This window comes from Thermus caldifontis (assembly GCF_003336745.1).
In the GTDB taxonomy this organism is placed as follows: Bacteria; Deinococcota; Deinococci; order Deinococcales; family Thermaceae; genus Thermus; species Thermus caldifontis.
In genome coordinates this window covers 172263-197842 of sequence record NZ_QGMX01000002.1, presented here as the reverse complement: position 1 = coordinate 197842, position 25580 = coordinate 172263, and the positions used below count along the sequence as shown (strand labels likewise).

Sequence of the window (25580 nt, the reverse complement as noted above, 5' to 3'; positions counted from 1 at the left end):
GGGTACAAATGTCCTTGGGTGTACCCAGGCGGTGTATAAGATGTACGCATACCGGGTACTTTGGTCCCTTGTGGTACTGATCCTAACCGCGGCCCTGGCTGCCCCGGACTTCGGGCGGTGGTATCCCTATGGGGCGGCCCTGGACCTGGCCCAGGCCCATGGGCGGATCGTGATGGTGTACTTCCATTCCCCCCACTGCCCTTACTGCGACCAGATGAATACCTTCGTCCTCTCCGATCCCCAGGTGAGCCAACTTCTGGAGGACCGCTTTGTGGTGGCCTCCGTGGGCACGGAAACCCCGGAGGGCCAGGAGCTTGCCCGGCGCTATAGGGTGCCGGGTACCCCTACCTTCGTCTTCCTCGTCCACCGCCAGGGGACGTGGGAAGAGGTGGGCCGGTTTTTTGGCAGCCGGCCCCGGGCGCAGTTCCTACAGGAGTTGCGCCAGATCTGTGCCAAAGGAGGTGTATGCGGTGAATAGGCGAGCGTTTTTAAAGACTGCTGGCGTAGCCCTGGGGGCTTTGGCCCTGGCGGGGGTTCCCGCACGGGCGCAGGCCCTCGAGGGGGAGGATCTGGCCAAGTTGGAAAAGGCCCTGCAGGAGGTTCTAGGAAAGGGGTTTAAAGACCTTACCCCCTCCGACCTCATCAAGCTCAACATGCCGGCCATTGCCGAAAGCGGGGCCAACGTACCCGCCGAGGTGGAGGTCAACCTGCCCCCGGGCCAGGTGAAGGCCATCCATCTTTTTGCCGACAAGAACCCCACCCCCCACCTGGTGGCCTTCATGCCCATGAAGGCCCTGCCCTACTACGCCACCCGGGTGCGGCTGGCGGAGACCAGCGCCATCCGGGCGGTGGTGGAAACGGCGGACGGCAAGTTTCTTTTGGCCTCGGCCAGCACCCGCGTAACCGTGGGTGGTTGCGGTTAAGGAGGAAGGAGGTAGGAAATGGCCATTCGCACCATTGTTCGCTTGACCCCGGCCAAGCCCAAAGCGGGCGAGAACGTTAAGCTTCAGGTGGTGGCCCAGCACCCCAACGAACCCGGCACCCGCAAGGATGCCGAGGGCAAGATCATCCCCGCCAAGTACATCAACCAGGTGGAGGTCTACTTTGAGGGGGAGAAGGTGGCCGAGGCCAAGCCCGGCCCCTCCACCAGCGCCAACCCCCTTTACGGCTTTATGTTCAAGGCAGAAAAGGCGGGGACCTTCACTGTAAAACTGAAGGACACCGACGGGGATACCGGCGAAGGCACGGTAAAGCTGGAACTAGCCTAAAGGTGGCGCCCGGGTAATCCCCGGGCGCCTGGGTTTGCGGGAGGTGGCGCATGCCTTTACGGGTCTTGGGGATGGCGGGGATTTTCTTCCTCTTGGGGTTTGTCCTGGCCCAGGGAGAGATGGACCCCAGGGAGGAAGCCAAGCGGCAAAAGCAGCTTCTTTTGGAAACAGCTGGCATCTTGCCCACGGAGCTCATCGTGGAGCAGGGAAGGGAGCTTTTTAACCGCAAAGGCCCTAGCGGCAAGACCATGGCCGAGTGCGACTTCGGCCTGGGGAAGGGGGTTTTGGAGGGGGCGGCGGCCCGGTTACCCCGCTACTTCCTGGACACGGGCAAGGTGGAGGACCTGGATAGCCGCATCCTCACCTGCATGACCCGGGTCCAGGGCTTTCGGCCCGACCAGATCAAGCGCCAGGAGGTGGTGGCGGTGGCTTTCTATATCGTCAGCTTCTCCACCAGCAAGCCCATCCAGGTGCGCCTCCTTTTCCCCCAGGAGCGGGAGCTCTATGCCCTTGGCGAAAAGCTCTTCTATGCCCGAAGTGGAGCCCGGGATATAGGCTGCGCCACCTGCCACATCTCTTACGTGGGCCGGCGGGCAGGGGTTCTGCCCTATGCGGATGTCTTGGGCAAGGATAAGTCCTGGACCCACTGGCCCGCCTACCGCTACTCCAACGACCAGATCTGGACCATGCAGGACCGGATCCGGGCCTGCTACGGCAACATTGGCCATCCCCAGCCTGCCCTTTACTCCTTGCCCATCCTAGCCCTGGAGCTCTTTATGGCCTACAAGAACAATGGGGCCATAGTGGAGGAGTGGCCGGCCTTTGTGCGGTGAGGAGGCGGTGATGAAGGCGAAAAAGCTTATCCCCATCCTTTTGGCTGCGCCCTTGGTGGTGGCCTTGGCCCAGTCGTACTTCAACCCTCCCGAGCTGGAGGCCATCAAGACCGGTGGCAAGGCCTACGCCGAGGTCTTCCTGAATCAGCGGCCAGACCAGGCCCTTTGCTCCGCCTACCGGAACCGCTTGCCTGCCGATCTCCTACCCAAGTTCCTGGAAGAGCAACGGGCCCTCATCAAGTACCCGGAAAGCGGCAAGCTCATGGGGGATTGGAAGAAGGGTGGCGCCATCTTCAACAACCTGCAAAAGGCCAACTGCTTCTCCTGTCACTTTGGCTCCCCTGTTCATTTGGGCGGGGATGTGGGGCCTAGCCTAGAGAAGTATGGCGTCCAAAGGGGTCAGTCCGAGGCGGTCCAGCGCTACACCTACGAGGTGATCTACAACTCTTGGGCCTTCTTCCCCTGCACGGTCATGTACCGCTTTGGGGCCCAGGGGCTTTTAACCCCTGAGGAGATCGCCGACGTGGTGGCCTACCTCCTGGATCCGGATTCTGAGTTCAACACCAAGCCGGCGGTGGGGTCCAAATGAACCGTAGGGAGCTCCTCTTTCTCCTTTCTGCCTTAGCTGGCCTGGGGCCCAAGGCCTTGGCCCAGGTCCTGGAGAACCCTTCCCGGCTTTACGACCTCCCCCCCTACGGCAACGCCACCCTCCTTTATTTCTCCGACCTCCACGGCCAGGCCTTTCCCCATTACTACATGGAGCCGCCCAACCTGATCGCCCCGAAAGCGCTGATGGGCCGGCCGGGATACCTGGCTGGGGATGCGGTGTTGCGCTACTACGGCGTGGCCCGCAAAACCCCCTTGGCCTACCTCCTCAGCTACCTGGACTTTGGGGAGTTGGCGAAGGCTTTTGGCCCCATCGGGGGTATGGCCCAGCTCACCGCTTTGATCCGCCAGCAGAAGGCCCAGGTGGAGGCGGAGGGCGGTAGGGCCCTGGTTTTGGATGGGGGGGATACCTGGACCAACTCGGGCCTTTCCCTCCTGACCCAAGGGGAAGCCCTGGTGGACTGGCAGAACCTCACCGGGGTGGACCACATGGTTTCCCACTGGGAGTGGACCCTGGGCCGGGAACGGGTGGAGGCGCTCTTCAAAAAGCTTAAGGGGGAACACCTTTCCTACAACGTGGTGGACGAGCTCTTTGGCGACCCCCTTTACCCCGCTTACCGCATCCACAGGATGGGGAAGTATGCCGTGGCCATCCTGGGGGCCACCTACCCTTACGTGAAGGTTTCCCACCCGGAGGAGTTCACGGAAGGCCTTTCCTTTGCCCTGGACGAGCGCCGTTTGCAGGAGGCCGTGGACCAAGCGCGGGCCGAGGGGGCGGATGCCGTGGTCCTTCTCTCCCACAATGGCCTTCAGCTGGATGCCGCCTTGGCGGAGCGGGTGAAGGGGATTGACTTGATCCTTTCTGGTCACACCCACGACCTCACCCCTTCCCCCTGGCGGGTGGGGAAGACCTGGATCGTGGCGGGAAGCGCCGCCGGGAAGGCCTTGATGCGGGTGGACCTGAAGCTTTTCAAAGGGGGCATCGCCAACCTCCGGGTAAGGGTGTTGCCGGTTTTGGCGGACCATCTTCCCAAAGCCCAGGATGTGGAGGCCTATGTGGAGTCCAAGGTGGCCCCGCACCACCAGCACCTTTTTGAGCCCCTGGCGGTTTCCGAGTCCTTGCTCTACAAGCGGGACACCCTGTACTCCACCTGGGATGAGCTGGTGGGGCGGGCGGTCAAGGCCCTTTACCCGGAGGTGGAGGTGGTCTTCAGCCCGGCGGTGCGCTGGGGTACCACCATCCTGCCGGGGCAGGCCATCACCCGGGACCACCTCTACGCCTATCTGGGCTTCACCTACCCGGAGCTTTACCTCTTCTGGCTAAAGGGGGAGCAGATCCGGAACACCTTAGAGGACATCGCCAGCAACGTCTTCACTCCCGACCCCTTCTACCAACAGGGTGGGGATGTGAGCCGGGTCTACGGCCTTCGCTACGTCCTGGACCCCGATGCCCCCACGGGCAAGCGTATCCGGGAAGTGGAGGTGGGGGGCAAGCCCCTGGATCCCAACCGCCGCTATCTGGCGGCCTCCTATGGGGGAAGGCTCCAGCGGGTGGGGGAGGCCAAGGCCGGGTACCAGCCTAGGCCCATCTACCAGGTCCTCGAGGAGTACCTGAAGGCTGAGGGGCGGGTCAAGGTCCTGCCCCAGCCCAACGTGCGGGTAATCGGACGCAACTACCGTGTACCGGAGGTGAGTTCATGAAGAAAAAAGCGGCAGTGGTTTTGACTTCGGCCCTGCTTCTAGGACTCGGGCTTACCCAGGTAAGCCCTTTTAGGGAGCGCCTCGAGGCGGCTTTGCATGCGGGCGGTCACGAGTTTGCCCAAGTGATGCTTGCTCAGGACAAGGGCCAGGCCCTTTGCTCCCAGTACCGGGACAAGCTTCCTCCTGACCTCATCCCGGGCTTCCTGGCGGAGCAGAAGGCCCTGATCAAGTACCCGGCAAACGGCAAGCTCATGGGGGACTGGAGGAATGGGGAAAAGGTCTTCACCGATCCCAAGCGGGGGAACTGCTACGCTTGCCATGCTGGGGTGGCCACCGAGGTGGCCCACGGTACCATGGGTCCAAGCCTCACGGGCTACGGCCAGCGGGGAACCGCCGAGCCGGTGGTGCGCTACACCTACGAGAAGATCTACAACGCCTGGGCCTTCGTGCCCTGCTCCCTCATGTACCGGGGTGGGGTGCACGGCCTCTTTACCCCGGAGGAGACCGCCGACCTGGTAGCTTTCCTCCTGGACCCCGAGTCCCCCATCAACCGGAGGTGAGCCATGGGACGTAAGAAGCGCTGGATTCTAGTGGGCGTAGTGGCCTTGGGAACCCTGGTGGGCGTGGGGGCTTACACCCAGCAGCAAAAGCCCCTGGACCCCTTTGAGGAGGCCATGCGCCAGCGGCAGATGTACCTGGAGACCTTTGGCGTGCTCCCTGGGGAACTCTTTGCGGAGGAGGGGAAGGAGCTCTTTTTCCGCAAGGGGCCTAGCGGCAAGACCCTCGAGGAGTGCGACTTCGGCAAGGGGAAAGGCGTCTTGGAAGGCGCCTACGCCGTCCTTCCCAAGTACTTCCCCGACACCAAGCGGGTGGAGGACCTGGAAAGCCGGGTCTACACCTGCATGCAGACCGTCCAGGGGTACAAGCCCAACGAGATCAAGCGGGACGAGGTGAAGGCCATCACCACCTACATCGCCACCTTCTCCTCCAAGGCTAAGATCCAGGTGGTGCCCAAGCACCCGGCAGAGCTGGCCATGTACAACCTGGGGCGGGAGCTTTGGTACACCCGCGCAGGGGCCAGGGACATGAGCTGCGCCGTCTGCCACGATCAGTATGCGGGCCAGCGGGTACGGCTTTCCCCGGTCAGGAGCCCCAAGCAGGGCCTGGGCAACGAGTGGCCCGCCTACCGCTTTGAGGAGGACAAGCTCTACACCATGGAGGACCGCATCAACTTCTGCTACGAGTCCATCGCCATTCCCAAGCCGGAGTTCTATTCCGACGTGCACATCGCCTTGACCGTATACATGCTGGCCGAGGCCACCAAGGCCGGGCACTCCTTTGAGGAGTTGCCCTTCTTCACCCGCTAGCCATGCGCCGCCGGGAGGTGTTGGCCCTTCTTCCCCTGCTTCCCCTGGCCCACGCCCAGGGGGGAGGGGATGGGGAGGGCTGGGTAAAGGCCTTTGGGGAATTCATTAAGCGGGTACCCCCCGCCAGCTACCTGGTCTACCCCACGGAGGCCAAGGACCTCCTGCTCTTTGACCCCTTTATCCTGGACGTGCGCACGGAGGAGGAGCGGAAGAAGGGCTATATCCCCGGCTCGGTGCATATCTATGCCGGTCAGGTGCCGGATCGCTTGGCGGAGCTTCCCCAGGATAAGGAAGCCTTGATCCTCGTTTACTGCAACTCGGGAAGCGTTTCGGCGGTGGTGGCCGCTTACCTGCAGGCCCTTGGCTACAAAAACGCCAAGAACATTGCTCACGGCTTCAAAGGCTGGCTGGATGCTGGCCTGGAAGTGGAGGGAGGTTCGCAATGAGGAAGCTTTTGGCTCTGGTGGCCCTTTTGGGTTTAGGCTTGGCCCAGTCGTTGCTGGTGGACGTCCGGGGTTCCCTGGAAGAGGTGGAGGCCAAGACCCTGGCGGCCCTTAAGTCGGTGGGGTTAGAGCCCGACCGGGTTTTGAACCTGGGGGAACAGGTGCGGCAGGTGACGGGCCCCGGTTTCCCCGAGTACCGCCTGGTGGTGCTCAAGCCGGATGGGGGAAGCATTGAGGCGGTTTCCAAAAACCCCATGGCCGCCATTGTCCTACCGCCCACCGTTTTCATCACCGGGCAGGGTGGGAAGTTCCAGGTGGGTACCTTTGATGGGCGGCTCCTTTTCTCCATGCTTCAGGTGTATGGGGGGGAGGTGGAGCGGCTGGTGTGGCGCCTCGAGGCGGCCCTGGGGCGGCTTGGCATCGTGAAGCGTCTGCCCCCCGCCATGATGCCCGATCCCGCGAGCGGCATGATGCCCGCCCTCATGTACCGGGTGCCGGGCGCTAAAGCGGAGGACGTGGTCCTCATGGTGGAGACCGAGCTCACCTCCCACGGACTTAACCTGCTGCCCAACGTAAAGGTGGGCCCGGTCACCGTGATCATGCCCTGCAAGAGCGAGTGGGCCCGGATCATGTTCCTCACCCAGCCCGCCGGGGGCTTTGCTGCCCCCTGCCGTTTCTTCGCCATGCAGATGGGTAATGACGTCTTGGTGGGGGCCATCGAACCCATGCTCATGACCATCATGCCTGGGGTCATGGGTACGCCGGCGGTGCCCATGCTCCAGGAGGCCCGCCAGGTGATGACGGAGATCCTGGAAGCCACGGGCGGGGTTCCCTACCGCCCTGGTGAATAAAAGGGAGGGTGTATGAGCAAGGTGAATCGGCGTCAGGTTTTGAAGACGGGTGCGGCCTTGGCCGCAGCCGGGGCTCTTTCGGGTTCGGCCTTCGCCCAGGAGTTCTATAGCCGCCCGGCCACCCTGCTTCCCCGGACCCGCAAGCCGCGGGTGGTGGTGATCGGGGGCGGCTGGGCCGGCACCACGGTGGCCCGGAAGCTGGTCCAGTCCGGGGTGGACGTGGAGGTGGTGCTCATCGAGCAGAAGCCCATCTTCATGTCCTGCCCCATGTCCAACCTCTTCCTGGCTGGGGTGAAGCCCCTGGAGTGGCTGGTCTTTGACTACACCAACGTGGTCAAGGACGGGGTGATTTTCGTTCAGGAAAGGGTGTTGGACATCAACCGGGACCGCCGCCTGGTGCGGACTGCTGGCGGGTACATCGGCTACGACTTCTTGGTCCTGGCGCCGGGCATTGACTATATGTACGAGGCCATCCCCGGGTACGCCGAGGTGAAGCACCTCATGCCCGTGGGCTTCAAGCCCTTTGAGCACGTGGCCTTGCGCCGGATGCTGGACCAGTTTGACGAGACGGGCGGGGAGCTGGTCATGTACATCCCCAACCCCCCCTACCGTTGCCCCCCGGGGCCCTACGAGCGGGCGGCCATGCTGGCCTGGCGGCTTAAGACCAAGGGAGTCAAGGGCAAGCTCATCGTCCTGGACGCTAACCCCCAGCCTGTCTCCAAGGCCCCGGGCTTCCTGGCCGCCTACAACGACCTCTACAAGGACTACCTGGAGTACGTGCCCAACACCCGGATCACCGGCTTGGATTATGGGAAAAAGGTGGTGAAGACGGAACTTGGGGATGTGCCCTTCACCCTGGCCGACATCATCCCTCCCATGAAGGCGGGGGAGTTGGTGCGCACCGCGGGCTTAGGGGAGCGCTGGGCCAACGTAAAGGTCCCCTACTTCCTCTCGGAGAAGGACGACCGCGTCTACCTGGTGGGGGATATCACCGGCAACACCCCTTACCCCAAAAGCGGCATGGTGGCCTACGTTTCCGGCAACATCGTGGCCCGGCACCTGGCCGAGAGGCTTAAGGGCAAGCCCCTGGCGGAGATCCCCGCCGAGCTGCCCAACAACATCTGCTACTCCTTCGTGAACAGCGAAGAGGCCATCTGGGTGGCGGCCAACTACTCCTGGGACGAGGCGGCCAAGCAGATCAAGTCCCAGGGCTCCGTGGATAACCAGCGCTCGGCGGCCAACGGCACCGCCGCCATCGGCTGGGCCACCGGTCTCTGGAACGACATGTTTGGCCCGGCCTAAGGGTGTTTCCCCGCCCCTTTTGGGGGCGGGGTTTTCCTTGCCTTCAAGAGATACGATGGGAGGGTATATGGACCGAAGGAAGTTCTTCCGGCTTTTGGGTGCAGGAGGCGTGCTGGGCCTCCTTAAGGCTAAGGCCCAGGCGGCCCCTTGGGACGAGGACACCTTCGCCCCCATGAGGACCCTGGGGGCCCCCCTTTCCGAGTACGGCCAGAGGAGCCCCTTTGAGGAAGGTGTGGTGCGCTACATCTCCCCCAACCTGCGCACCCGCCACTCCGGAGCGGATTTTGCCCCCTTGGAGAAGCTGGAGGGGGTCATCACCCCCAACGGCCTGCACTTTGAACGGCACCATGGCGGCGTGCCCCAGGTAGACCCCGCCAAATACCGCCTGGTGATCCACGGGATGGTGGAAAGGCCCTTGGTCTTCACCCTGGAAGACCTCAAGCGCTTCCCCTCCGTGACCCGCACCTACTTCATTGAGTGCGCCGGCAACGGGCAAAACGGCTACCGTAACCCCCCCGACCCCAACCTCACCGCCACCCGGAGCCGGGGCCTGGCCTCCAACGCCAGCTGGACGGGGGTGCCCCTGGCCTTGCTCCTCAAGGAGGCGGGGGTGAAGCCCGAGGCCAAGTGGCTCATCCCCGAGGGCATGGATGCCGCTGCCTACACCCGCTCCCTGCCCCTGGAGAAGGCCATGGAGGATGTGCTGGTGGCCTACGCCCAAAACGGCGAGGCCTTGCGCCCCGAGCAGGGCTACCCGGTGCGCCTGGTGGTGCCGGGCTGGGAGGGGAGCATCCAGGTGAAGTGGTTGAGGCGCATCCTGGTCACGGATCTGCCGGCCATGGCCAAGGACGAGACCAGCGAGTACACGGACGTGATGGCGGACGGCAAGGTCTGGGCCTTCACCTGGATCATGGACCCCGAGTCCATCATCACCTACCCCTCCGGCTTGCAGCAGATCAAGCCGGGCTTCCACGAGATCCGTGGCCTGGCCTGGAGCGGGTATGGGCGCATCACCAAGGTGGAGATCTCCTTTGACGAGGGTAAGACCTGGCGGCAGGCCACCTTGGAACCCCCGGTGGAGCGCTACGCCTTCGTGCGCTTCAAGATGCCCTGGCACTGGGACGGCAAGGAGGTGGTGCTTTGGAGCCGGGCCTGGGACGAGAAGGGGAACACCCAGCCCACCCGGGAGGAGTTCTTTAAGAAGTGGGGCCGGAACAACCGCTACCACTACAACGCCATCCAGGCCTGGCGGATTCTTTCCGACGGCCGGGTGGTGAACGGGGATAGGCCCCTGGGCCAGCAGGCCTTTGGGCCCATGGGCGGATGCGGCGGGGAGGTGTTTGATGGTTAAGCGCGTCCTGATCCTTTTGGCCCTTTTGGGCCTAGCGGTGGGAGCCCGGTACAATCTGGGCACCCCTATCTCCGAGGAGCTGGTGGCCCAGTACGACCTTAGGCCCGTGGTCCTCCCCGATGGCCGGGGGCTTCCCCCGGGGGAGGGGAAGGTGGAGGAAGGGGAGCGCATTTACGCGGAAAAGTGCGCCTCCTGCCACGGGGCTCGAGGGGAGGGGTACCCCTTCAACCGCTTGGTGGCGGAGCCCTTCCCCATTACCCCGGACGCCGAACCCGCGGAGTTCGCCATTGGCAACTACTGGCAGTACGCCACCACCCTTTACGACTACATCCGCCGGGCCATGCCCTTTGGGGCCGAAGGCACCCTCACCAATGAGGAGGTTTACCACCTGGTGGCCTTCCTCCTGTACATGAACGGGATCATCGACGCCCATGACCCCATCAACCAGAAGACCCTGCCCCAGGTGAAGATGCCCGCCCGGGAACTTTTGCAGTTGGACCCTGAAACCAAACGCCGCTTCCCCTGGCTTACCTTGCCCTAGGATGGAGGCATGAGCGTTTCCGTGGCGGCTTCGTTTTTGGCGGGGGTGCTCTCCTTTCTCTCCCCTTGCGTGTTGCCCCTGGTGCCCACCTACCTGGTCTACCTGGGGGGGGAGAGGGGGCGCCCCCTTTTCAACGCCCTCTTCTTCGTGCTGGGTTTTGGCCTGGTGTTCTTCCTCTTGGGCCTGCCTTTTACCCTTCTGGGTGGGCTCCTCTTTGAGCACCGCCAGACCTTGGCCCGGGTGGGAGGGGTGGTCCTGATCCTCTTTGGCCTCTACATGCTGGGCCTGAGGCCCCGCTGGGGGGTAAGCTTGCGCTACGAGGGGGAAACCGCCCGCCCCTTGGGGGCTTTCCTCCTGGGGGCTACCTTGGCTCTGGGCTGGACTCCTTGCATCGGGCCCATCCTGGGGGCCATCCTTACCCTCACGGCGGTGGGGGGCGGGGTGGGGCTCCTTTTGGCCTACATCCTGGGCCTGGCGGTGCCCTTTTTGCTGGTGGCCCTCTTCGCTGAGCGCATCAAGGGGTGGCTGAGGCGGGCGGGGCGGCTTTCCCACTATGTGGAGCTCTTCGCAGGGGCGGTGCTTCTCCTGGTGGGGCTCTTGCTCCTCACGGGCACGTATTCCGCCTTGAACAGTTTCTTCCTCAGGATTACCCCGGAGTGGTTGCAGAAGTATCTGTAAGCAGTAAGGGGCCGGGTGCCTGGGCTCCTTTCCCCAGGGGGGGCCTAATGTCTTACTAGGAGAACCCCCTAAACTGAAGGAGGCATGTTGCTTCGCCTTCAGGCCATCTCCAAACGCTTTGGTCGGGACTGGGTGGTGCGGGACCTTTCCTTCACCCTGCAAAGGGGGGAGGTGGTGGCCCTTTTGGGGCCGAACGGCTCGGGGAAGACCACCCTTTTGCGCCTCATGGCGGGGCTCTTAAAGCCCACCCGGGGGAAGGTGGAGCGGCTGGGCCAAGCCCTTTTCCTGGCTAACCCTCCCGCTTTCCACCGCCGCCTCACCGCCCGGGAACACCTCCTTTACGACCTGGCCTTCCACGGAAAGGGGGGGGACTGGCGGGAAGCCTTGGCCCGCTTCGGCCTACCTGAGGACCTTCCCCTTCTGGCCTTTTCCAGCGGCATGAGGAAGAGGCTCGCTCTGGCCCGCCTCAGCCTTTTAGCTCCCGATATCTGGCTTCTGGACGAGCCGGAAACCGCCTTGGACCGGGAGGGGCGAGGGCTTTTGCTGGCCACCCTGGCTGAGGCCCGCAAGGGGGCGGGGATCGTTTTGGCCACCCACGACCGCCACCTGGCGGAGGAGGTGGCGGACCGGGCCCTGGAACTGGGGGCGGCATGAGGGTTCCCGCCAAGGGATGGCCGCAAGTTGCTGGCGGCGGTAGGGTAGGAGCGGTGAAGCGGGTTTTGCTTTTGGCCTTACGGGACCTGCGCCTCGAGGTCCGGGACCGCTCGGGGCTCCTTTCCGTTCTAGCCTTCTTTGCGGTGATGCTCTTCATCATGGCCCTGGCCTTGGGCCCGGAGGAGGGCCCTTTGCGCCGGGCGGCTCCCGGGGTGCTTTGGGTGGCCTTGGCCTTCGGGAGCACCCTGCTTTCCACCCGGGCCTTTGCCCTCGAGGTGGAGGAGGGCACCTTGGACGACCTCCTCCTGACCCCGGGGGGCAAGGAGTGGATCTACTTCGGTAAGCTGCTTTTCCAGATGCTCCTTTTGCTTCCCCTGGCCCTTTTGTCCCTCTTCATGGCGGCAGGCCTTTTTTATCTGCCTTTAGAGCGCCTCCTCTCCCTCTTTCTGACCCTGGCCCTTGGGGTTTTGGGCTACGCCAGCGTGGCCACCTTCTACGCGGGCCTCCTAGCCCGCCTTAAGGGGCGGGAGGTTCTCCTTCCCCTCCTTCTTTTCTCCTTGGTGGTGCCCGTGGTTCTGGCTTCCGTGCGGGCCACCATGGGCCTGGTGGAGGGATTGCCCCTAGGGGAGGTGTCCCCGTGGTGGCAGCTCCTTTTGGTCTTTGATGTGGTCTACCTTACCGCCAGTGCCCTTCTTTTCCCCTTGGTTATGGAAGGTTAGGGCCTGGGGTATGGAGGCCACAGATTTTTCACCTGGCCCTTGGCTATGCTAGGGGCCGTGGAGGTCAAGATGCTAAAAGCGGCGCAACCCGACCGGCCTGATGCCCTCACCTGGGTTTTCCTGGGGCTAGGGCTTTTGCTCCTGCCCGCGGGGCTTTACCTGGCCCTTTCCGCTCCTCCCGACGTGAACCAGGGCTACCTGGCCCGGATCATGTACCTGCACGTGCCCGGGGCCTGGCTGGGGTACCTGGCCTTTTTCGTTACCTTCCTCTACTCCCTCCTCTACCTCTTCCGCCAAGACCCCCGCTACGACCGGGTAGCCCTGGCCAGCGCCGAAATCGGCCTGGTCTTCATGGGCCTGGCCCTGGTGACGGGGATGCTCTGGGCCCGGCCCACCTGGGGGGTCTACTGGACCTGGGAGCCCCGGCTCACCACCACCGCCATCCTCTTCGCCGTCTACGTGGGCTACTTCCTCCTTAGGGGGGCCATAGAGGACCCAGAGCTTAGGAGAAAGGCGGCGGCGGCGGTGGGCATCTTGGGCTTCATCAACGTACCCATCAGCTACATGTCGGTGAAGTGGTGGCGGAGCCTGCACCAGACCCAGTCCATCGACCTCACCACGGGGAAGATCCACATGGATCCCGCTATGCTCCAGGCCCTCCTCTTCAACCTCTTCGTCTTCACCCTCCTCTACTTGGGCTTTGTCCGCTTCCGGGCCTTTTTGGCGGCCCTCGAGGCCAGGAAGGAGGAGGTGTGAAGGAGGTCTTCGTCACCTGGGTCTACGCCCTCACCTACCTCACGGTCTTCGGCTACCTGGCCTACCTCTTTTGGCGCTACCGGAGGACGCGATGAAGGCGAAGTACCTGATCGGCCTCTTGCTGATCCTGGGGGCCTTGGCCTACCTCATCTTTGGCGGCTTGGGCCAGAACCTGGTCTACTTCCTCACCCCCTCCGAGTACCTCCAGGACCAGGCCCGCTACCAAAACCGCCCCGTGCGCCTGGGGGGTTTGGTGAAGGAGGGAACGGTCCACTACGACAAGGACGGGCTGGAGCTCCGCTTCATCCTCACCGATGGGGTGGCGGAGGTGCCCGTGGTGCACAAGGGTACGCCTCCGGGCATGTTCAAGGAAGGGCAGGGGGTGGTGGTGGAAGGGCGCTTTGGGGAAGGGGTCTTCCACGGGACCAATCTCTTGGTAAAGCACTCGGAAACCTACCAGGCCCCCAAGGCGGGCTGGACCCCGGAGGAAGTGCGCAAGCTGATTGAGGAGGCCAAATGACCCCGGCCCTCTTGGGCAACCTGGGTGTAAGCCTGGCCCTAGCCTTTAGCCTCCTGGGCCTGGCCCTTGCCCTTCTCGCCTACCACCAGGGGGATGGGCGCTTCCTGAAGGGGGCCAGGGCCCTGGTCCTGCCCGCCTTCTTGGCGGCTTTGGCTGCCTTCTTGGCCCTGGAATGGGCCCTGCTCACCCACGACTTCAGCCTGGCCTACGTGGCCCGCAACCACTCGGTCCAGGACCCCCTTTGGGTCACCTTGGTGACCCCCTGGGCGGCCCTCGAGGGGAGCATCCTCCTTTGGGGGCTCCTGCAAACCCTCTACACCCTTCTTGCCAGCCGCAAGCCTTTAGACCCATGGCGGGCCTCCTTGGTGCTGGCGGTGCTCTTCGGCATCCAGGTTTTCTTCTTCGGGGTCATGGCCACCATCGCCAGCCCCTTCCAGACCCTCCCCAACCCTCCCGCCGACGGCGTGGGGCCTAACCCCCTCTTGCAGAACCACTGGATGATGGCCGTCCACCCGGTCCTCATGTACCTGGGCTTCGTGGGCCTCAGCGTGCCCTTCGCCTATGCGGTGGCAGCTATGGTGGTGCGCCGTTACCAGACCTGGGTGGGGGAGACCCGCTGGTGGACCCTGATCGCCTGGGGCTTCCTCACCGCGGGGAAGGTGGCGGGGATGTGGTGGAGCTATGAGGTCTTGGGCTGGGGTGGGTACTGGGCCTGGGACCCGGTGGAAAACGCCTCCTTCATCCCCTGGCTTCTGGCCACCGCCTTCCTGCACACCGCCATCGTGCAGGAGACCCGGGGGGCCTTTAAGGCCTGGAACTTCGCCTTCGTGACCCTGGCCTTCGCCGCCACGGTGCTGGGCACCTTTCTCACCCGTAGCGGGGTGATCCAGTCGGTGCACGCCTTCGCCGAGGGGCCGGTGGGACCCGCTTTCTTGGGGGCCTTCCTCTTCTTCACCGCCTTGGGCCTGGGTCTCCTTTCCCGGGTGAGCCGGGAGGTGCGGGACACCGTGGTCTTCCGGCCCCTTTCCCGGGAGGGGACCTTGCTTCTCGGGGCCTTTTTCTTCGCCGGCTGGGCCTTGGTGGTGGTGCTCGGCACCTTTTACCCCCTGTTGGTGGAGGCCTTTGCTGGGGCCAAGGTGAGCGTGGGGGCGCCCTTTTTCAACCAGGTTTCCGCACCCATAGGGGCAGGGATCCTCCTCCTCATGGGCGTGGGGCCCATCCTGCCTTGGCGAAGGCCCAAGGCGGAGGTCTTCCGAAACCTGTACGTGCTCCTGGCTGTCCTTCTCCTGGGGACCCTGCTTGGGCTTTTCCGGGGGTATACCCTGGGGGCTTCCTTGGCGGTGGGGCTTTTCCTCTACAACACCCTGGCCATCCTCCTCCTGGTGCGGGAGGGGGTGGGGGCCCGGGTTAAGGCGGGGCTTTCCCCATGGGGCTTCTTGGAAAACCGTAGGCGGGTGGGGAGCTTGGTGGTGCACTTTGCCGTGGCCCTCATGGGGCTTGGCATCGCCTTCAGCCAGACCTACCGCCTGGAGGGCGAGAAGACCCTTTACCGGGGCCAGGCCTGGGAGGTGGGGGGGGTGCGCATGGAGTTTTTGGGGGTGCGGGCCCTGGACGAGGGAAGGCGGTTTGCCGTGGAGGCTTCCTTGCGCACGGACCGCTTCGGGGAGGTGCGGCCCAGGCTCCACTTCTACCCCCAGATGAACTCCCCCCTGCCGGCCCCCAAGGTGGTCTACACCCCGGGCAACGACTACTACTTCCTCCTCATGGACTTTGACCGGGAAAGGGGGGAGTGGGCCTCCATCCGGCTCATCGTCACCCCCTTGGTCTTCTGGATGTGGGTGGCGGGGGGGCTTATGGCCTTGGGCACCCTTTACATCCTCTGGCCGGTGGCCAGGCGGGAGGAGCTTAAGGGGGTGAGCCCGGCGTGAGGCTTCCTGTGGGGAGCTTTAGGAACTGGCTTTGGCTCCTTTTGGTCCTGGCCCTGGGAGGGCTTTTCTACTGGGGGATGCAGCGCAACCCCAAGGAGCTTCCCTCGGTCCTGGCCAAGGAGCGCCGCCCGGCCCCCGACTTTACCTTGCCCGTATTGCCTCCTTACCGGGCGGAGTGGGGGGAGACCTTTAGGCTTTCCGACCACCTGGGGAAAAGGCCCGTGGTCCTAAACTTCTGGGCCAGCTGGTGCTACCCCGCCTGCTACGAGGAGGCCCCGGTCCTCGAGGCCACCTGGCGCCGGTATAAGGACCAGGTGCTCTTTGTGGGCATCAACACCCAGGACAAGGAAGGGGAGGCGCTTCGCTTCATCCAGCAGTTTGGCCTCACCTTCCCCCAGGTTTTTGACCCTAGGGGCCGGGTGGGGGTGGACTACGGCATGTACGGGGTTCCGGAAACCTTCGTCATCGACGGGGAGGGCCGGGTAATGGTGCGGCATGCGGGGGCCATAGACCAGGCCAGCTTGGAGAAGTACCTGAAGGAGGTGTTGCCGTGAGGGCTTGGGCGCTTTTGTTTCTGTTCCTCCTGGGGGCTTGGGCCCAGGGTGGCTCCGCCTCTCCGCCCCCCGACCTTCCTCCAGAGGTTTTCGCCATCGCCCGGGAGCTCCGCTGCCCCGTGTGCCAGGGGGAGTCGGCGGCGGAGAGCAACTCCGGGGTGGCGGTGGAGATGCGCCGTCTCATTGCGGAGATGCTCCAGGAGGGCAAAACCAAGGACGAGATCAAGGCCTTCTTCGTGGAACGCTACGGGGAGTGGATCCTCTACGAGCCCCCTAAGCGGGGGGTGACCCTTTGGGTCTGGGTGCTTCCGGTTTTGGGTCTCGCCCTTTTGGGCCTGGGGCTTTTTGCCTACTTCCGGCCCAAGAAACCCCTGCCTCCTGAGCTATTGGAGGAGGCGGAGCGCCGGCTTAAGGAGCCTCCGGCATGATGGCAACCCTTATCTTTCTGGTTTTCTTTCTCTTCGGCCTGTACGTGGCCTTGAGGCCTCTGTGGGGGCCTAAGGAACCCTTCTCCGAGCCCCCTAGGCGGGAGGAGCTCCTAAGGGAGCTTGAGATCCTTAAAGAAGAGGTGCAGAACCTGGAAGGGGAGGAGAAGAAGCTGGCCCTAGCCCGGATGGTGGAGCTGGAACGGGCCTTGGACGGCTGGCGCCCCCCAAAGCCTCGTCCCTTCAACCCCTGGCCCGTGGTCCTGGCCCTGGGGGTGGTGGTCCTCCTGGGGGTGGGGCTTTGGCGCTACACCCTGCCCAGGCTTCCCGGGGAGACCACGGTGACCGCCAGGGCCGAGGCTCGGGAGCTTAAGGCCCTGCAGGACAAGGCCAAGCGCACCGGGGAGGTGGCCGACCTCCTGGCCTGGGGTAGGCGGGCCTATGAGCTCCAGGCCTTTGACCAGGCGGCGGAGGCTTACCTGGAGGTCCTCAAGAAGGACCCCAGGAACGTGGAGGCGGTGCGGCGGGTGGGGATCCTCCTTTTCATGGGGGGAAGGCCCGACGAGGCAGAGATGTTTCTACAGATCGCCCAGCACGCCGACCCCAAGGCCGCCGAGGGCTGGCTCTTTCTGGGCAACATTTACTTCCAAAAAGGCCAGACCCAGGAGGCCATCGCCGCCTGGGAGAGGTACCTGGAGGTGGGGGGGGAGGCCCGGGAGAGGGTGGAGGGCCTCATCGCCATGGCCCGGGCCCAGGCCCAGGGGGGGAAGGATGGGAGGAGCGTCTACCAGGCCCGTTGCGCCGCCTGCCACGGGGCGGAGGCCCAGGGGGGAGTGGGGCCTAAGCTCCAGGGAAACCCCATCCTGAAGGCCCCGGAGGCGGTGAGGGAGATCGTGCTGAAGGGCCGGGGCCAGATGCCGGCGGTACCCCTGGACGAGGGAGAGCTGAAGGCCCTTCTGGACTACTTGTCTAGCCTATGAAGCGGCGGGAGCTCCTCTTCTACATTCCCGTGGCGGTGGCGGGGGGGTTTTTCCTCTGGCTTGGGGTGCGCACCTATAACCTCCGCTTCCGCCCTAGGCCCACGGTGGGGGAGCCGGTCTGGAGGGAGGGGCCAAGGGTAGCGGTGGCCCGGCGGGGGGAGCTGGGAATATGGCAGGCCAAGGCCTTTGCCTACCCCTTGCCCTTGGGGTCGTTAAAGGCCTTTCTCCTCCGCCTGCCGGAGCCGGTTTTGGGGGGGCTTTCCTGGGAAGGGGAGCACTACCTGGCCTTAAGCCGCATCTGTACCCACCAGGGGTGCACCGTGAACTTTGTGCCCGACCCCGAGGTGGCCTCTATCCTCTATAACTTCCGCTACGAGAGGCCCTTTTTGGGCTGCCCCTGCCACTTTGGCGCCTTTGATCCCCTCCTTGGGGGGAAGGCGGTGTACGGCCCGCCCCGCTACCCTTTGCCTCGCCTGCGCCTCGAGGCCCAAGGGGATACCCTCTACGCCACCGGGCACGAGGTGCCCCTAAGGCCCATGGAAGGTTCTTAGTCCGCAAGCCGCACCCGCACAAAGCGGTCCTTGCCCCGCTGGAGGACCCGGGGGCGGGAGAGGTCCACCTCGAGGGCCACATCCTCTATCAGTTCCCCATCCAGCCTTAGGCCCCGGTTCTGGATGAGCCTTCTGGCCTCGGCGTTGGAAGGGGTGAGGCCCGCCAGGGTGAAAAGCCTCGCCACCCAGATGCGCCCCTCCTTGAGCTCCGAGGCGGGGATGGCCACCTCGGGGAGGTTTTCGGGAATGGCCCCCTTGGCCACCTGGTCATAGCGTTCCTCCGCCTGGCGCACGGCCTCTGGCCCCACCCCCTTGTCCTTGCCCAAGGCCTCCCAGGCGTAGCCCAGGCTTTCGTAAAAGGCCCGGTCAATGCGGGCGGGGATGGTGGGTAGGGCGTAGGCGGCGGTGAGGAGGCGGGCCAGGACCCGGTGGGCGGGAACGGGGCCCGCCTGGAGGAGGGTTTGGACTTCGGCCTCCTTTAGGTCGGTGAGGAGGCGGAAGTAGCCCTCCAGGAGGGCATCGGGCACCCACATCAGCTTTTTGAACATCACCTCGGGGGGCTCGGAAACCCCGATGTAGTTGTCCAGGCTCTTGCTCATCTTCTCCCGCCCGTCCAAGCCCAAAAGGAGGGGCATGAGGAAGGCCACCTGGGGGGGCTGGCCGTAGGCCCGTTGCACCTCCCGGCCCACCAGGAGGTTGAAGCGTTGGTCCGTGCCCCCCATCTCCACGTCGGCGCGGATGGCCACGGAGTCGTAGGCCTGGGCGAAGGGGTAGAGGAACTCGTGCAGGGAGATGGGAATGCCCTCCTCGTAGCGCTTCTTGAAGTCCTCCCTTTCCAGCATCTGGGCCACGGTCATGAGGGAGGTGAGGCGCACCACCTCCTTGAAGGTGAGGCCTTCCAGCCACTCGGAGTTGTAACGGAGCTCAAAGAGGTGGGGTTCCTGCCTGAGGATCTTCCCCGCCTGCTCCACGTAGGTCTTGGCGTTTTCCCGGGTTTCCTCGAGGGTAAGGGGGGGCCGGGTTTTGCTCCGGCCCGAAGGATCCCCGATCATACCCGTGAAGTCCCCGATGATGAGCACCACCTTGTGCCCCAGTTCCTGGAACTGGCGCATCTTCCTTAGGACCACCGCATGCCCCAGGTGCAGGTCAGGCCGGGTGGGGTCGGCCCCCAGCTTCACCACCAAGGGGCGGCCTTCCTTCAGCTTCAGGAGGAGCTCCTCCTCGGGGATGATCTCCTCGGCTCCCCGCTTGAGGAGGGCCAGGGCCTCTTCCGGAGAGGGCTTGGTGTCGGCGCCTGCCATGAGCCCAAGTATACTGAAGGCAATGCGGACCCTGCTCTTTTTGGCCGTATTAGCTCTAGGCCTTTACTGGTATGCGGAGCGGTACGGCCTGGCGGTGGGCTACCCCCCCTTCCTGCCGGTTTTCTACTGGAACTACACGGGCGAGGCCCGGTATCCCCTTCGGGTAACCGGCCTGCACGATGCGGTGAAGGTCAAGGTGGCGGGAAGCTTGCGAGAAGGGGAGCTCTCCGTGTCCCTCCTCAAGGAAGGCCGGCCGGTGGGGGAGAAGGTATACCGGGGTAGCTTCCAGGAAGAGGTGCGCTTCCCCGTGGGTCCAGGGGAGTATCTCCTCCGCATTAGGCTTCAGAGGGCCAAGGGCCAGGTGCGCTACGACTGGGTGGCCACCAAGTTTGCCCCTTGAGGCGGGGTATGCTACACTTAGGCCTGGTCTGCCCCTAAGGGGCACGAGGGGAGAACGATGGCGCAGAAGAAGCCCAAGAAGAACCTTTCCGCTCTGAAGCGGCACCGGCAGTCTTTGAAGCGCCGGCTTCGCAACAAGGCCAAGAAGTCGGCCATCAAGACCCTGAGCAAGAAGGCCGTTCTCTTGGCGCAGGAGGGCAAGGCGGAGGAAGCCCTGAAGATCCTGCGCCAGGCGCAAAGCCTTATAGATAAGGCGGCTAAGGGCTCTACCTTGCACAAGAACGCGGCTGCCCGGAAGAAGTCCCGGCTGATGCGCAAGGTGCAGAAGTTCCTTTCCGCGGTGAGCGCTTAGGAGGAAGAGGATGGGCAAAGGCGACCGTCGCACCCGTAGGGGCAAGATCTGGCGGGGCACCTACGGTAAGTACCGTCCGCGCAAGAAGAAGTAGGGCTAGCCCCCTGGCGAGGCCAGGGGGGTAGGCTCGTTTGGAGCCTAGGAGTGTTCTCTAGGTTTCCTCTTCCTTTTCCATCTCCCAGGTGAGGTCCCGCAGAAGCCATCCCCGGCCCGGGGGGCTGAGTTCCCCCGAGGCCAGGGCCTGCACCAGGTAGCGGCGCACCAGGCCCACGGGCACCCCCGAGGCGATGACCTCCCCCAGGTTGCGGCTGCCGTCCAGGAGGGCCTGGAGTTGGCCGAACTCCTCCAGGGTCTTGCCCTTTTTCCCCTGGTATTTGATGCGCAGGGCATACCAAGCGTAGCGGCGAAGGGGGTAAAGGTCCCCTTCCCTCACCCCCATATAGGCCCGCTCCATGGCGATGAGGAGGGGGACCTCCCAGGCCTTGGCGGCGGCCCGCACGCTTTTCCCCCCCTGGAAGACCTCGTAGGGGGGCTTTGGGCGGATGGCCTCGAGGACCCGGCTGGGTGAGTCCACCAGGGTACGGAACCGGTCCCACTCGTCGTTGACCCGGGCCCACTCCCCCACAAGGGCGGAGAAGGGCATCAGGGGTTTGTCTCCGGTGGGTGGGGTTATCTGGAAGCGGAACACCCCTTCCTGGGGATGCAAGGGGAAGCTGAAGAGGGCCTCGAGGCCTTCCCAGTCCAGAATGGCCGCCCCCACCACCTCCCCCCCGGTGAAGCGCAGGGAAAGGGGCAGGTAACCCACGGAGAGCTCCAAGACCCCGGAACGCCGGTGGCCGTGGATCAGCTCCAAAAGCTCCACAAGAGGGATGGCGTTCAGGTTTCCTTCCAGAAGTATCCCTCCCCTATACCCAAGATTAGGGTACGCCCCTCCCCCCGGTAGCCCTCCAAGGCCTTGGCCACCTCCTCCAGGCTATCCTCATGGCTCAGGGCGGCCACGGTGGGACCCGCTCCCCCAACGAAGGCCGCCAGGGCCCCGGCGTCTAGGGCCCCTTTTATGGCTTCTAAAACCCCCGGCATCAGGTGGGCCCGGTGGGGCTGGTGGAGGCGGTCTTGGCAGGCTTCCCGTAGGGCTTCAAGCCTTCCCGAGTAGAGGGCTGCCGGCCAAAGGGCGCTTCGGGCCAGGTTGTAGACGGCGTCGGCCAAGGGGACCATCTCCGGTAAGGCTGCCCGGGCCAGGGGGGTGGGCACCTCATAGGGGGGTACCGCCAGCACGAAAAAGACCCCTTCGGGTCTGGGCAAGGGAATGGCCAGGGGAGGATCCGCTAGGGCCGCCACGAACCCACCATAGACCGCCGGGGCCACGTTGTCGGGGTGGCCTTCCAGGCTGGCGGCTACCCGAAAGACCCCTTCCCGCCCAAGCCTTTCCCCCGAAAGCCGGTCCGCCAGGGCCACCCCCGCCACCAAGGCGGCGGAGGAACTTCCCATCCCCCGGGCCAAGGGAATGGGGTTGAAGGCCCGGATGAGAAGGGGCTCTGGCCGTAGGCCCAAGGCCTTCATCCCTGCCCGGTAACCCTGGTGGATCAGGTTGTCCTTGCCCTCCACCTGGCCCTCCCCTTGGTAGAGGAAGGTGTCCTCCCGGGCGGGTTCGGCCTCCACCTCCAGGTAGAGGTCCAGGGCCACCCCCAAGGCGTCAAACCCCGAGCCCAGGTTGGCCAGGGTGGCGGGAACATAGAGGCGGGCTGGGTGATCCATATGTTCTACACCGCCCCCAGAATACCAGGAGCTTTCTGGGGCCTTGACAAGAAGAAGCCCTGCCTTAGGGGTGGAGGTGCTATGATGAGGCCAGTTATTCTAGGAGGGCTGGTGTCTCTTATCTTGGGTTTACCGGTGGCCGTGGGGCAGGAAGCGCCTTTGTACCCGGAAGGACCTTCCTGCCCGTTTTTGGGGGATGGGTTGGTAAAGCCCCTAGATAACCAGTGCTTGGACCCGGGAAATGGGGGCTCGGCAGTGTGCGGAGGCTATACCTGCTTTACCAAATGTTAAACAGTAACCGTGTATGATTGCACGCTGAAATGGGCCTGTATAGCCGGCATAGCGGTTTGCACGGGTTACGGCTCGACGTATCCTTTCCCTTGCATAGCTACAGTATTCGTTTGTACGGCTTTCGGTTGGGTAAACGAATGCTTTCCGAGGCAGGAGGAGAGATGTCAGACATATTGCGTGCACTAAACAGGCATCTAAGGGCAGCCGCGCTAGCAGGTTGGTATACCCTGTTTCCTGTGGTCTTCTTTGAGCTTGCTCATAGTGTTTTTACGCATTGGAAGGGTGGAACGTTTTCCGCAGACGACGTCTTTGTGGCCTTCGCCTTGGCCTTAATGGTTTGGCTAACCTATCGCTCTGTGGGCTTGGCGTATACGTGTGCCCTTGTGGCTATAACGTATATCGCATATTCTCTCGTGCCCTGACGGACACACAACCTCTAGATTGTACGGCTATCTTCTGTTGGTATAGGGCAGGAGGAGGGAAAAGGGAAAAAGCCGAATCCTTACCACCCCAACGCCGTCTACAAGTACCGGGGTCACGGGCGGAGTTCGGAGCTTGCTGAGCCCTTGAGCAAAGGGGTCTTTCTCGTCTTCGACGATACCCAGAGGAAGACCTGGAAACTGGGCCAGCCCGTCGGGGCATGGTGTACAAAGTTAATAGGGTGATTGGGTAGACTGAGTGCCGTTAGGCGTGTGAGATGCAGTGCAGGTGAAGGGGGGTGTTGGGATGCGCTTTCAGAAGCGAGAAATCCTAAAAAGGCTTCTCTCATTGGGGTTATTTGTGATTCTTACGATTCTTGCGTTTCTTCTCGAACCGAGGGGTATTTGGGGTGGGTTGCCACTGCTCTTGGGCGTGGGTGCGGGGTTGGCCTTCCACCTGGGCTGGGATGGGGGCGTGGTCCTTAACGCCCCGAAGGCCATGGTCCTCTCCCTCATTGCCGTAATCCTCCTTTACTTCCTCCTGGATTTGGTGTCTCCCGGGGCTTTTGCTGATCGCATGGGCGATTTGGCCGCGGAGCCCTACGCTATAGGGGTTGTCTTGGCCCTGCTTCTTTTCCGCCCAGGGCGTATTTCCAGCGTTTGAAGGGGGCCGATAGGGGTGGGATAGCGGAGCGCAAACCCGCTTTCCAGCCCGCCTTTTGCCAGCGCCCTTCTTGGGACCATGAACGCGGCCTACTTCCAGTCCTCTAGATGAGGGGCAGGGTGCTGTGGCCTGAGGCTAGGGCCGTCCGTGCCCGGGGCAGGGCCTCGGCCACCTCCCGGGCCAGGAGGCCAACGCCTTTTTCCTCCGCCAGGAGGTCCCCCGCCAGGCCGTGGAGGTAGACCCCAAGCCGGGCGGCGTCAAAAGGAGCCAGGCCTGCCGCCAAAAGGGCGGCGATGGCTCCGGAGAGCACATCCCCCGTTCCCCCGGTGGCCAGGGCGGGGTTGCCGGTGGGGTTGAGGGAAAGCCGGCTTCCCTGGGCCACCACGGTGGGGTTCCCTTTGAGGACCACGGTGAGCCCGGTGCGTTCCGCCAGGGCCTGGGCGGCCCTTATGGGGTCTTCGGCCACCTCCTCCGCAGGCACCCCAAGAAGCCTTCCCGCCTCCCCCGCGTGGGGGGTGAGGACGGTGGGTACACCGGTTTTGCGGTAGGCCTCGAGGACCTCCAGGTGCAGGGCGTCGGCGTCCAGCACCGTGGGGAGCCGGGCCTCCAGGGCCGCTAAGGCCCATTCCCGTCCCCAGGGTCCCCCGCCCATGCCCACCGCCAGGGCTTCCACCCGCATGGAGGGAAGGGAGGGCGTGGGCACGGGGTGGAAGACCGCCTCGAGGGGCTCCAAGGGGGTGCCCTCAGGGGCTACCAGGTGCACCAGCCCCGCCCCCATGCGGTAGGCCCCCAAGGCAGCCAGCACCGGGGCCCCGGCATAGCGAAGCCCCTCGCCCCGAAAACCCCCCATAATCCCCACCCGGCCCACGCTTCCCTTGTGGGCCGTGAGGGGGCGTTTGGGCAGGAGGGGAAGGAGCCCTTCCGGGGTGGCGATCTGGGGCAGGTCCTCGCGCTGCAAAAGGGACCTGGGTAGGCCGATATCCGCCAGGAAGAGTTGCCCACAGGCCTCTCGCTTGAGGAAATGGGGGGGTTTAAAGGCGGCGAAGGCCACGGTGGCCGTGGCCCGCACGTGGGGGAAGAAGGGAAGCCCCGAGGGCAGGTCCAGGGCCAGGATGGGAAGCCCGGAGGCGTTCATCCGCTCCACCAGGCCGCCATAGAAGCCTTCCAGAGGTCCCTTTAGGCCGGTGCCAAAAAGGGCATCCACCAGAACCTCCTCCCGGTTCCAAAGGGCCTCCTCGAGGGGGCGGATCTCTAGCCCCTGAGCCAGAAGGGCTTGCCGGACCAAGAGGGCATCCCCCCCTTGGCCTTCCGCCGCATAGACCCGCACCGGCACCCCTCCCAAAAAGAGGTGCCGGGCCAGGACCAGCCCGTCCCCCCCGTTATTCCCCTTGCCAGCGAGGACCACGGCGGGCCGGTTTCCAAAAAGCTTCCGGTAGACCCATGCCGCCTTCATCCCCGCCCACTCCATGAGGAGGAGGGAAGGGTAGCCCATTTCCACCGCCTTCCCGTCGGCTTCCCGCATGGCCTCGGGGGTGAAGAGCCTCAAGGTGGTGGCCATGGCTTCTAGAATACTCCTGGAGGGGGCGCCCCATGGAACTAAAAGAGGCCCGGTCCAGGCTCAAGAAGGCCCAAAGGGTAGCGGTCCTGACGGGGGCAGGCATCTCCAAGCCCTCGGGCATCCCCACCTTCCGCGATGCCGAGGGGCTTTGGAAGGAGTTCAACCCCCTGGACTACGCCACCCCGGAGGCCTACGCCAGGGACCCGGAGAGGGTCTGGGCCTGGTACGCCTGGCGCATCGCCAAGGTGCGGGAGGCCAGGCCCAACCCCGCCCACCTGGCCCTGGTGCGCCTCGAGGAGCAGGTCCTCTCCCGGGGCGGGGCGTTTCTCCTGGTGACCCAGAACGTGGACGGCCTCCACGCCCGGGCGGGAAGCCGCAACCTGGTGGAGCTCCACGGCAATATCCTAAGGGCCCGGTGCGAGGCCTGCGGGCACCGTTTTGCCCTTCCCGATCCCTTCACCCCTCCCCCCTTCTGCCCCCTTTGTGGGCACAGGGCTCGGCCCGACGTGGTCTGGTTTGGGGAGTTCTTGCCGGAAGGAGCCTGGGAACGGGCGGAGAAAGCCTTTGCCGAGGCGGATGTGGCCCTGGTGGTGGGCACCAGCGCCGAGGTGGAGCCTGCCGCCTCCCTGGGCCGCATTGCCTATGCCGGCGGGGCTTACCTGATAGAGGTGAACCCCGAGCCCACCCCCCTTACCCCCTTGGCCCACCTCTCCTTGAGGATGGGAGCGGTGGAGGGCTTGGAGGCGCTTTTGCATGAGGACGGCCCTGATCCTTCGGCTTCTGGCTGACCTGGCCACCTTAGGCCGGGCTGGG

Annotated in this window: 32 protein-coding genes; 28 read left to right on the top strand and 4 right to left on the bottom strand. The window is 64.3% G+C overall.

All coding sequences use genetic code 11. From position 1 onward, the window contains the following. Nucleotides 1-40: 40 nt before the first annotated feature. The 23 genes from DK874_RS04790 (at nt 41) to DK874_RS04680 (ending at nt 18028) form a co-directional block, all read left to right on the top strand. Nucleotides 41-478, top strand: coding sequence for a SoxW family protein (locus DK874_RS04790; protein WP_114312887.1), 438 nt, complete (start codon nt 41-43; stop codon nt 476-478). Then, the gene (gene soxY / locus DK874_RS04785; protein WP_114313012.1) at nt 471-923 is read left to right on the top strand and encodes a thiosulfate oxidation carrier protein SoxY; all 453 of its coding nucleotides are present in this window, start codon (nt 471-473) and stop codon (nt 921-923) included. Before DK874_RS04790 ends, soxY begins: the two co-directional genes overlap by 8 nt. 18 nt (nt 924-941) lie before the next feature. Continuing rightward, nucleotides 942-1268 carry a thiosulfate oxidation carrier complex protein SoxZ gene (soxZ, locus tag DK874_RS04780; protein WP_114312886.1) on the top strand — a complete coding sequence of 109 codons (327 nt, stop codon included), beginning with the start codon at nt 942-944 and terminating at the stop codon, nt 1266-1268. Nucleotides 1269-1318: 50 nt separating this feature from the next. Then, the gene (soxA, locus tag DK874_RS04775; protein ID WP_240307604.1) at nt 1319-2101 is read left to right on the top strand and encodes a sulfur oxidation c-type cytochrome SoxA; all 783 of its coding nucleotides are present in this window, start codon (nt 1319-1321) and stop codon (nt 2099-2101) included. A gap of 10 nt (nt 2102-2111) precedes the next feature. Continuing rightward, entirely contained in the window at nt 2112-2690 is a 579-nt protein-coding gene (gene soxX, locus DK874_RS04770) for a sulfur oxidation c-type cytochrome SoxX (RefSeq protein ID WP_114312884.1), read from the top strand. Further along, a complete protein-coding gene (soxB, locus tag DK874_RS04765) occupies nt 2687-4408 on the top strand; it encodes a thiosulfohydrolase SoxB (protein ID WP_114312883.1) in 1722 nt (573 codons plus the stop codon). Before soxX (DK874_RS04770) ends, soxB begins: the two co-directional genes overlap by 4 nt. Then, nucleotides 4405-4968 carry a sulfur oxidation c-type cytochrome SoxX gene (gene soxX / locus DK874_RS04760; protein ID WP_114312882.1) on the top strand — a complete coding sequence of 188 codons (564 nt, stop codon included), beginning with the start codon at nt 4405-4407 and terminating at the stop codon, nt 4966-4968. The genes soxB and soxX (DK874_RS04760) overlap by 4 nt, the downstream gene beginning before the upstream one ends. Before the next feature lie 3 nt (nt 4969-4971). After that, complete coding sequence (gene soxA / locus DK874_RS04755; protein WP_114312881.1) at nt 4972-5775, top strand: sulfur oxidation c-type cytochrome SoxA; 804 nt, start codon at nt 4972-4974, stop codon at nt 5773-5775. 2 nt (nt 5776-5777) lie between these two features. Then, the gene (locus tag DK874_RS04750) at nt 5778-6221 is read left to right on the top strand and encodes a rhodanese-like domain-containing protein (protein ID WP_114312880.1); all 444 of its coding nucleotides are present in this window, start codon (nt 5778-5780) and stop codon (nt 6219-6221) included. After that, complete coding sequence (locus DK874_RS04745) at nt 6218-7069, top strand: DUF302 domain-containing protein (RefSeq protein ID WP_114312879.1); 852 nt, start codon at nt 6218-6220, stop codon at nt 7067-7069. Before DK874_RS04750 ends, DK874_RS04745 begins: the two co-directional genes overlap by 4 nt. Before the next feature lie 12 nt (nt 7070-7081). After that, the gene (locus DK874_RS04740) at nt 7082-8371 is read left to right on the top strand and encodes an FAD-dependent oxidoreductase (RefSeq protein WP_114312878.1); all 1290 of its coding nucleotides are present in this window, start codon (nt 7082-7084) and stop codon (nt 8369-8371) included. A 67-nt stretch (nt 8372-8438) separates the two neighbouring features. Next, complete coding sequence (gene soxC / locus DK874_RS04735; protein WP_114312877.1) at nt 8439-9722, top strand: sulfite dehydrogenase; 1284 nt, start codon at nt 8439-8441, stop codon at nt 9720-9722. Next, nucleotides 9715-10263: a c-type cytochrome gene (locus tag DK874_RS04730; RefSeq protein ID WP_114312876.1), complete on the top strand. Its 549-nt coding sequence runs from the start codon at nt 9715-9717 to the stop codon at nt 10261-10263. The genes soxC and DK874_RS04730 overlap by 8 nt, the downstream gene beginning before the upstream one ends. A 9-nt stretch (nt 10264-10272) precedes the next feature. After that, nucleotides 10273-10941 (top strand): cytochrome c biogenesis protein CcdA, encoded by a 669-nt coding sequence (ccdA, locus tag DK874_RS04725; protein ID WP_114312875.1) that lies wholly within the window; start codon nt 10273-10275, stop codon nt 10939-10941. 84 nt (nt 10942-11025) lie between these two features. Beyond that, nucleotides 11026-11595: an ABC transporter ATP-binding protein gene (locus DK874_RS04720; RefSeq protein ID WP_114312874.1), complete on the top strand. Its 570-nt coding sequence runs from the start codon at nt 11026-11028 to the stop codon at nt 11593-11595. Nucleotides 11596-11648: 53 nt separating this feature from the next. Continuing rightward, nucleotides 11649-12314 (top strand): heme exporter protein CcmB, encoded by a 666-nt coding sequence (locus DK874_RS04715; RefSeq protein ID WP_114312873.1) that lies wholly within the window; start codon nt 11649-11651, stop codon nt 12312-12314. A 69-nt stretch (nt 12315-12383) separates the two neighbouring features. After that, a complete protein-coding gene (ccsA, locus tag DK874_RS04710) occupies nt 12384-13070 on the top strand; it encodes a cytochrome c biogenesis protein CcsA (RefSeq protein ID WP_114313011.1) in 687 nt (228 codons plus the stop codon). Between the two features lie 91 nt (nt 13071-13161). Next, nucleotides 13162-13590 (top strand): cytochrome c maturation protein CcmE, encoded by a 429-nt coding sequence (gene ccmE / locus DK874_RS04705; RefSeq protein ID WP_114312872.1) that lies wholly within the window; start codon nt 13162-13164, stop codon nt 13588-13590. Then, nucleotides 13587-15518 (top strand): heme lyase CcmF/NrfE family subunit, encoded by a 1932-nt coding sequence (locus DK874_RS04700; RefSeq protein WP_114312871.1) that lies wholly within the window; start codon nt 13587-13589, stop codon nt 15516-15518. Before ccmE ends, DK874_RS04700 begins: the two co-directional genes overlap by 4 nt. Before the next feature lie 77 nt (nt 15519-15595). Continuing rightward, nucleotides 15596-16072 carry a TlpA family protein disulfide reductase gene (locus DK874_RS04695; RefSeq protein WP_114313010.1) on the top strand — a complete coding sequence of 159 codons (477 nt, stop codon included), beginning with the start codon at nt 15596-15598 and terminating at the stop codon, nt 16070-16072. Beyond that, nucleotides 16069-16500: a cytochrome c-type biogenesis protein gene (locus DK874_RS04690; protein WP_162798718.1), complete on the top strand. Its 432-nt coding sequence runs from the start codon at nt 16069-16071 to the stop codon at nt 16498-16500. The genes DK874_RS04695 and DK874_RS04690 overlap by 4 nt, the downstream gene beginning before the upstream one ends. Next, a complete protein-coding gene (locus DK874_RS04685; RefSeq protein ID WP_114312870.1) occupies nt 16497-17477 on the top strand; it encodes a c-type cytochrome in 981 nt (326 codons plus the stop codon). The genes DK874_RS04690 and DK874_RS04685 overlap by 4 nt, the downstream gene beginning before the upstream one ends. Beyond that, nucleotides 17474-18028: a QcrA and Rieske domain-containing protein gene (locus DK874_RS04680; RefSeq protein ID WP_114312869.1), complete on the top strand. Its 555-nt coding sequence runs from the start codon at nt 17474-17476 to the stop codon at nt 18026-18028. The genes DK874_RS04685 and DK874_RS04680 overlap by 4 nt, the downstream gene beginning before the upstream one ends. On the opposite strand, the gene tyrS is transcribed toward DK874_RS04680, so the two are convergent. Next, nucleotides 18025-19329, bottom strand: coding sequence for a tyrosine--tRNA ligase (tyrS, locus tag DK874_RS04675; RefSeq protein WP_114312868.1), 1305 nt, complete (start codon nt 19327-19329; stop codon nt 18025-18027). The genes DK874_RS04680 and tyrS overlap by 4 nt on opposite strands. Before the next feature lie 22 nt (nt 19330-19351). On the opposite strand from tyrS, the gene DK874_RS04670 reads away from it, so the two are divergent. From DK874_RS04670 to DK874_RS04660, 3 genes are read left to right on the top strand one after another with little or no spacing between them, the layout of a single operon-like run. Next, nucleotides 19352-19729 carry a hypothetical protein gene (locus tag DK874_RS04670; protein WP_114312867.1) on the top strand — a complete coding sequence of 126 codons (378 nt, stop codon included), beginning with the start codon at nt 19352-19354 and terminating at the stop codon, nt 19727-19729. A 57-nt stretch (nt 19730-19786) separates the two neighbouring features. Next, nucleotides 19787-20080 carry a 30S ribosomal protein S20 gene (gene rpsT, locus DK874_RS04665; RefSeq protein WP_114312866.1) on the top strand — a complete coding sequence of 98 codons (294 nt, stop codon included), beginning with the start codon at nt 19787-19789 and terminating at the stop codon, nt 20078-20080. 10 nt (nt 20081-20090) lie between these two features. Next, on the top strand, nt 20091-20174 hold the full coding sequence (locus tag DK874_RS04660) for a 30S ribosomal protein THX (protein ID WP_008632889.1): 84 nt from the start codon (nt 20091-20093) through the stop codon (nt 20172-20174). A gap of 57 nt (nt 20175-20231) precedes the next feature. Here the strand turns inward: DK874_RS04660 and DK874_RS04655 are convergent, their stop codons facing one another. Further along, nucleotides 20232-20972 (bottom strand): DUF4388 domain-containing protein, encoded by a 741-nt coding sequence (locus DK874_RS04655; protein ID WP_114312865.1) that lies wholly within the window; start codon nt 20970-20972, stop codon nt 20232-20234. Further along, the gene (gene thrB / locus DK874_RS04650) at nt 20957-21835 is read right to left on the bottom strand and encodes a homoserine kinase (protein WP_114312864.1); all 879 of its coding nucleotides are present in this window, start codon (nt 21833-21835) and stop codon (nt 20957-20959) included. Before thrB ends, DK874_RS04655 begins: the two co-directional genes overlap by 16 nt. A gap of 1125 nt (nt 21836-22960) precedes the next feature. Here thrB and DK874_RS04645 point away from each other — a divergent pair. Beyond that, nucleotides 22961-23209 carry a hypothetical protein gene (locus DK874_RS04645; RefSeq protein ID WP_162798717.1) on the top strand — a complete coding sequence of 83 codons (249 nt, stop codon included), beginning with the start codon at nt 22961-22963 and terminating at the stop codon, nt 23207-23209. A 103-nt stretch (nt 23210-23312) separates the two neighbouring features. Here DK874_RS04645 and DK874_RS04640 read toward each other — a convergent pair whose 3' ends face one another. After that, on the bottom strand, nt 23313-24755 hold the full coding sequence (locus tag DK874_RS04640; RefSeq protein ID WP_114313008.1) for an NAD(P)H-hydrate dehydratase: 1443 nt from the start codon (nt 24753-24755) through the stop codon (nt 23313-23315). A 44-nt stretch (nt 24756-24799) separates the two neighbouring features. On the opposite strand from DK874_RS04640, the gene DK874_RS04635 reads away from it, so the two are divergent. Then, nucleotides 24800-25555, top strand: a complete 756-nt coding sequence (locus DK874_RS04635; protein ID WP_114312862.1) for an SIR2 family NAD-dependent protein deacylase — start codon at nt 24800-24802, stop codon at nt 25553-25555. Nucleotides 25556-25580 lie beyond the last annotated feature (25 nt).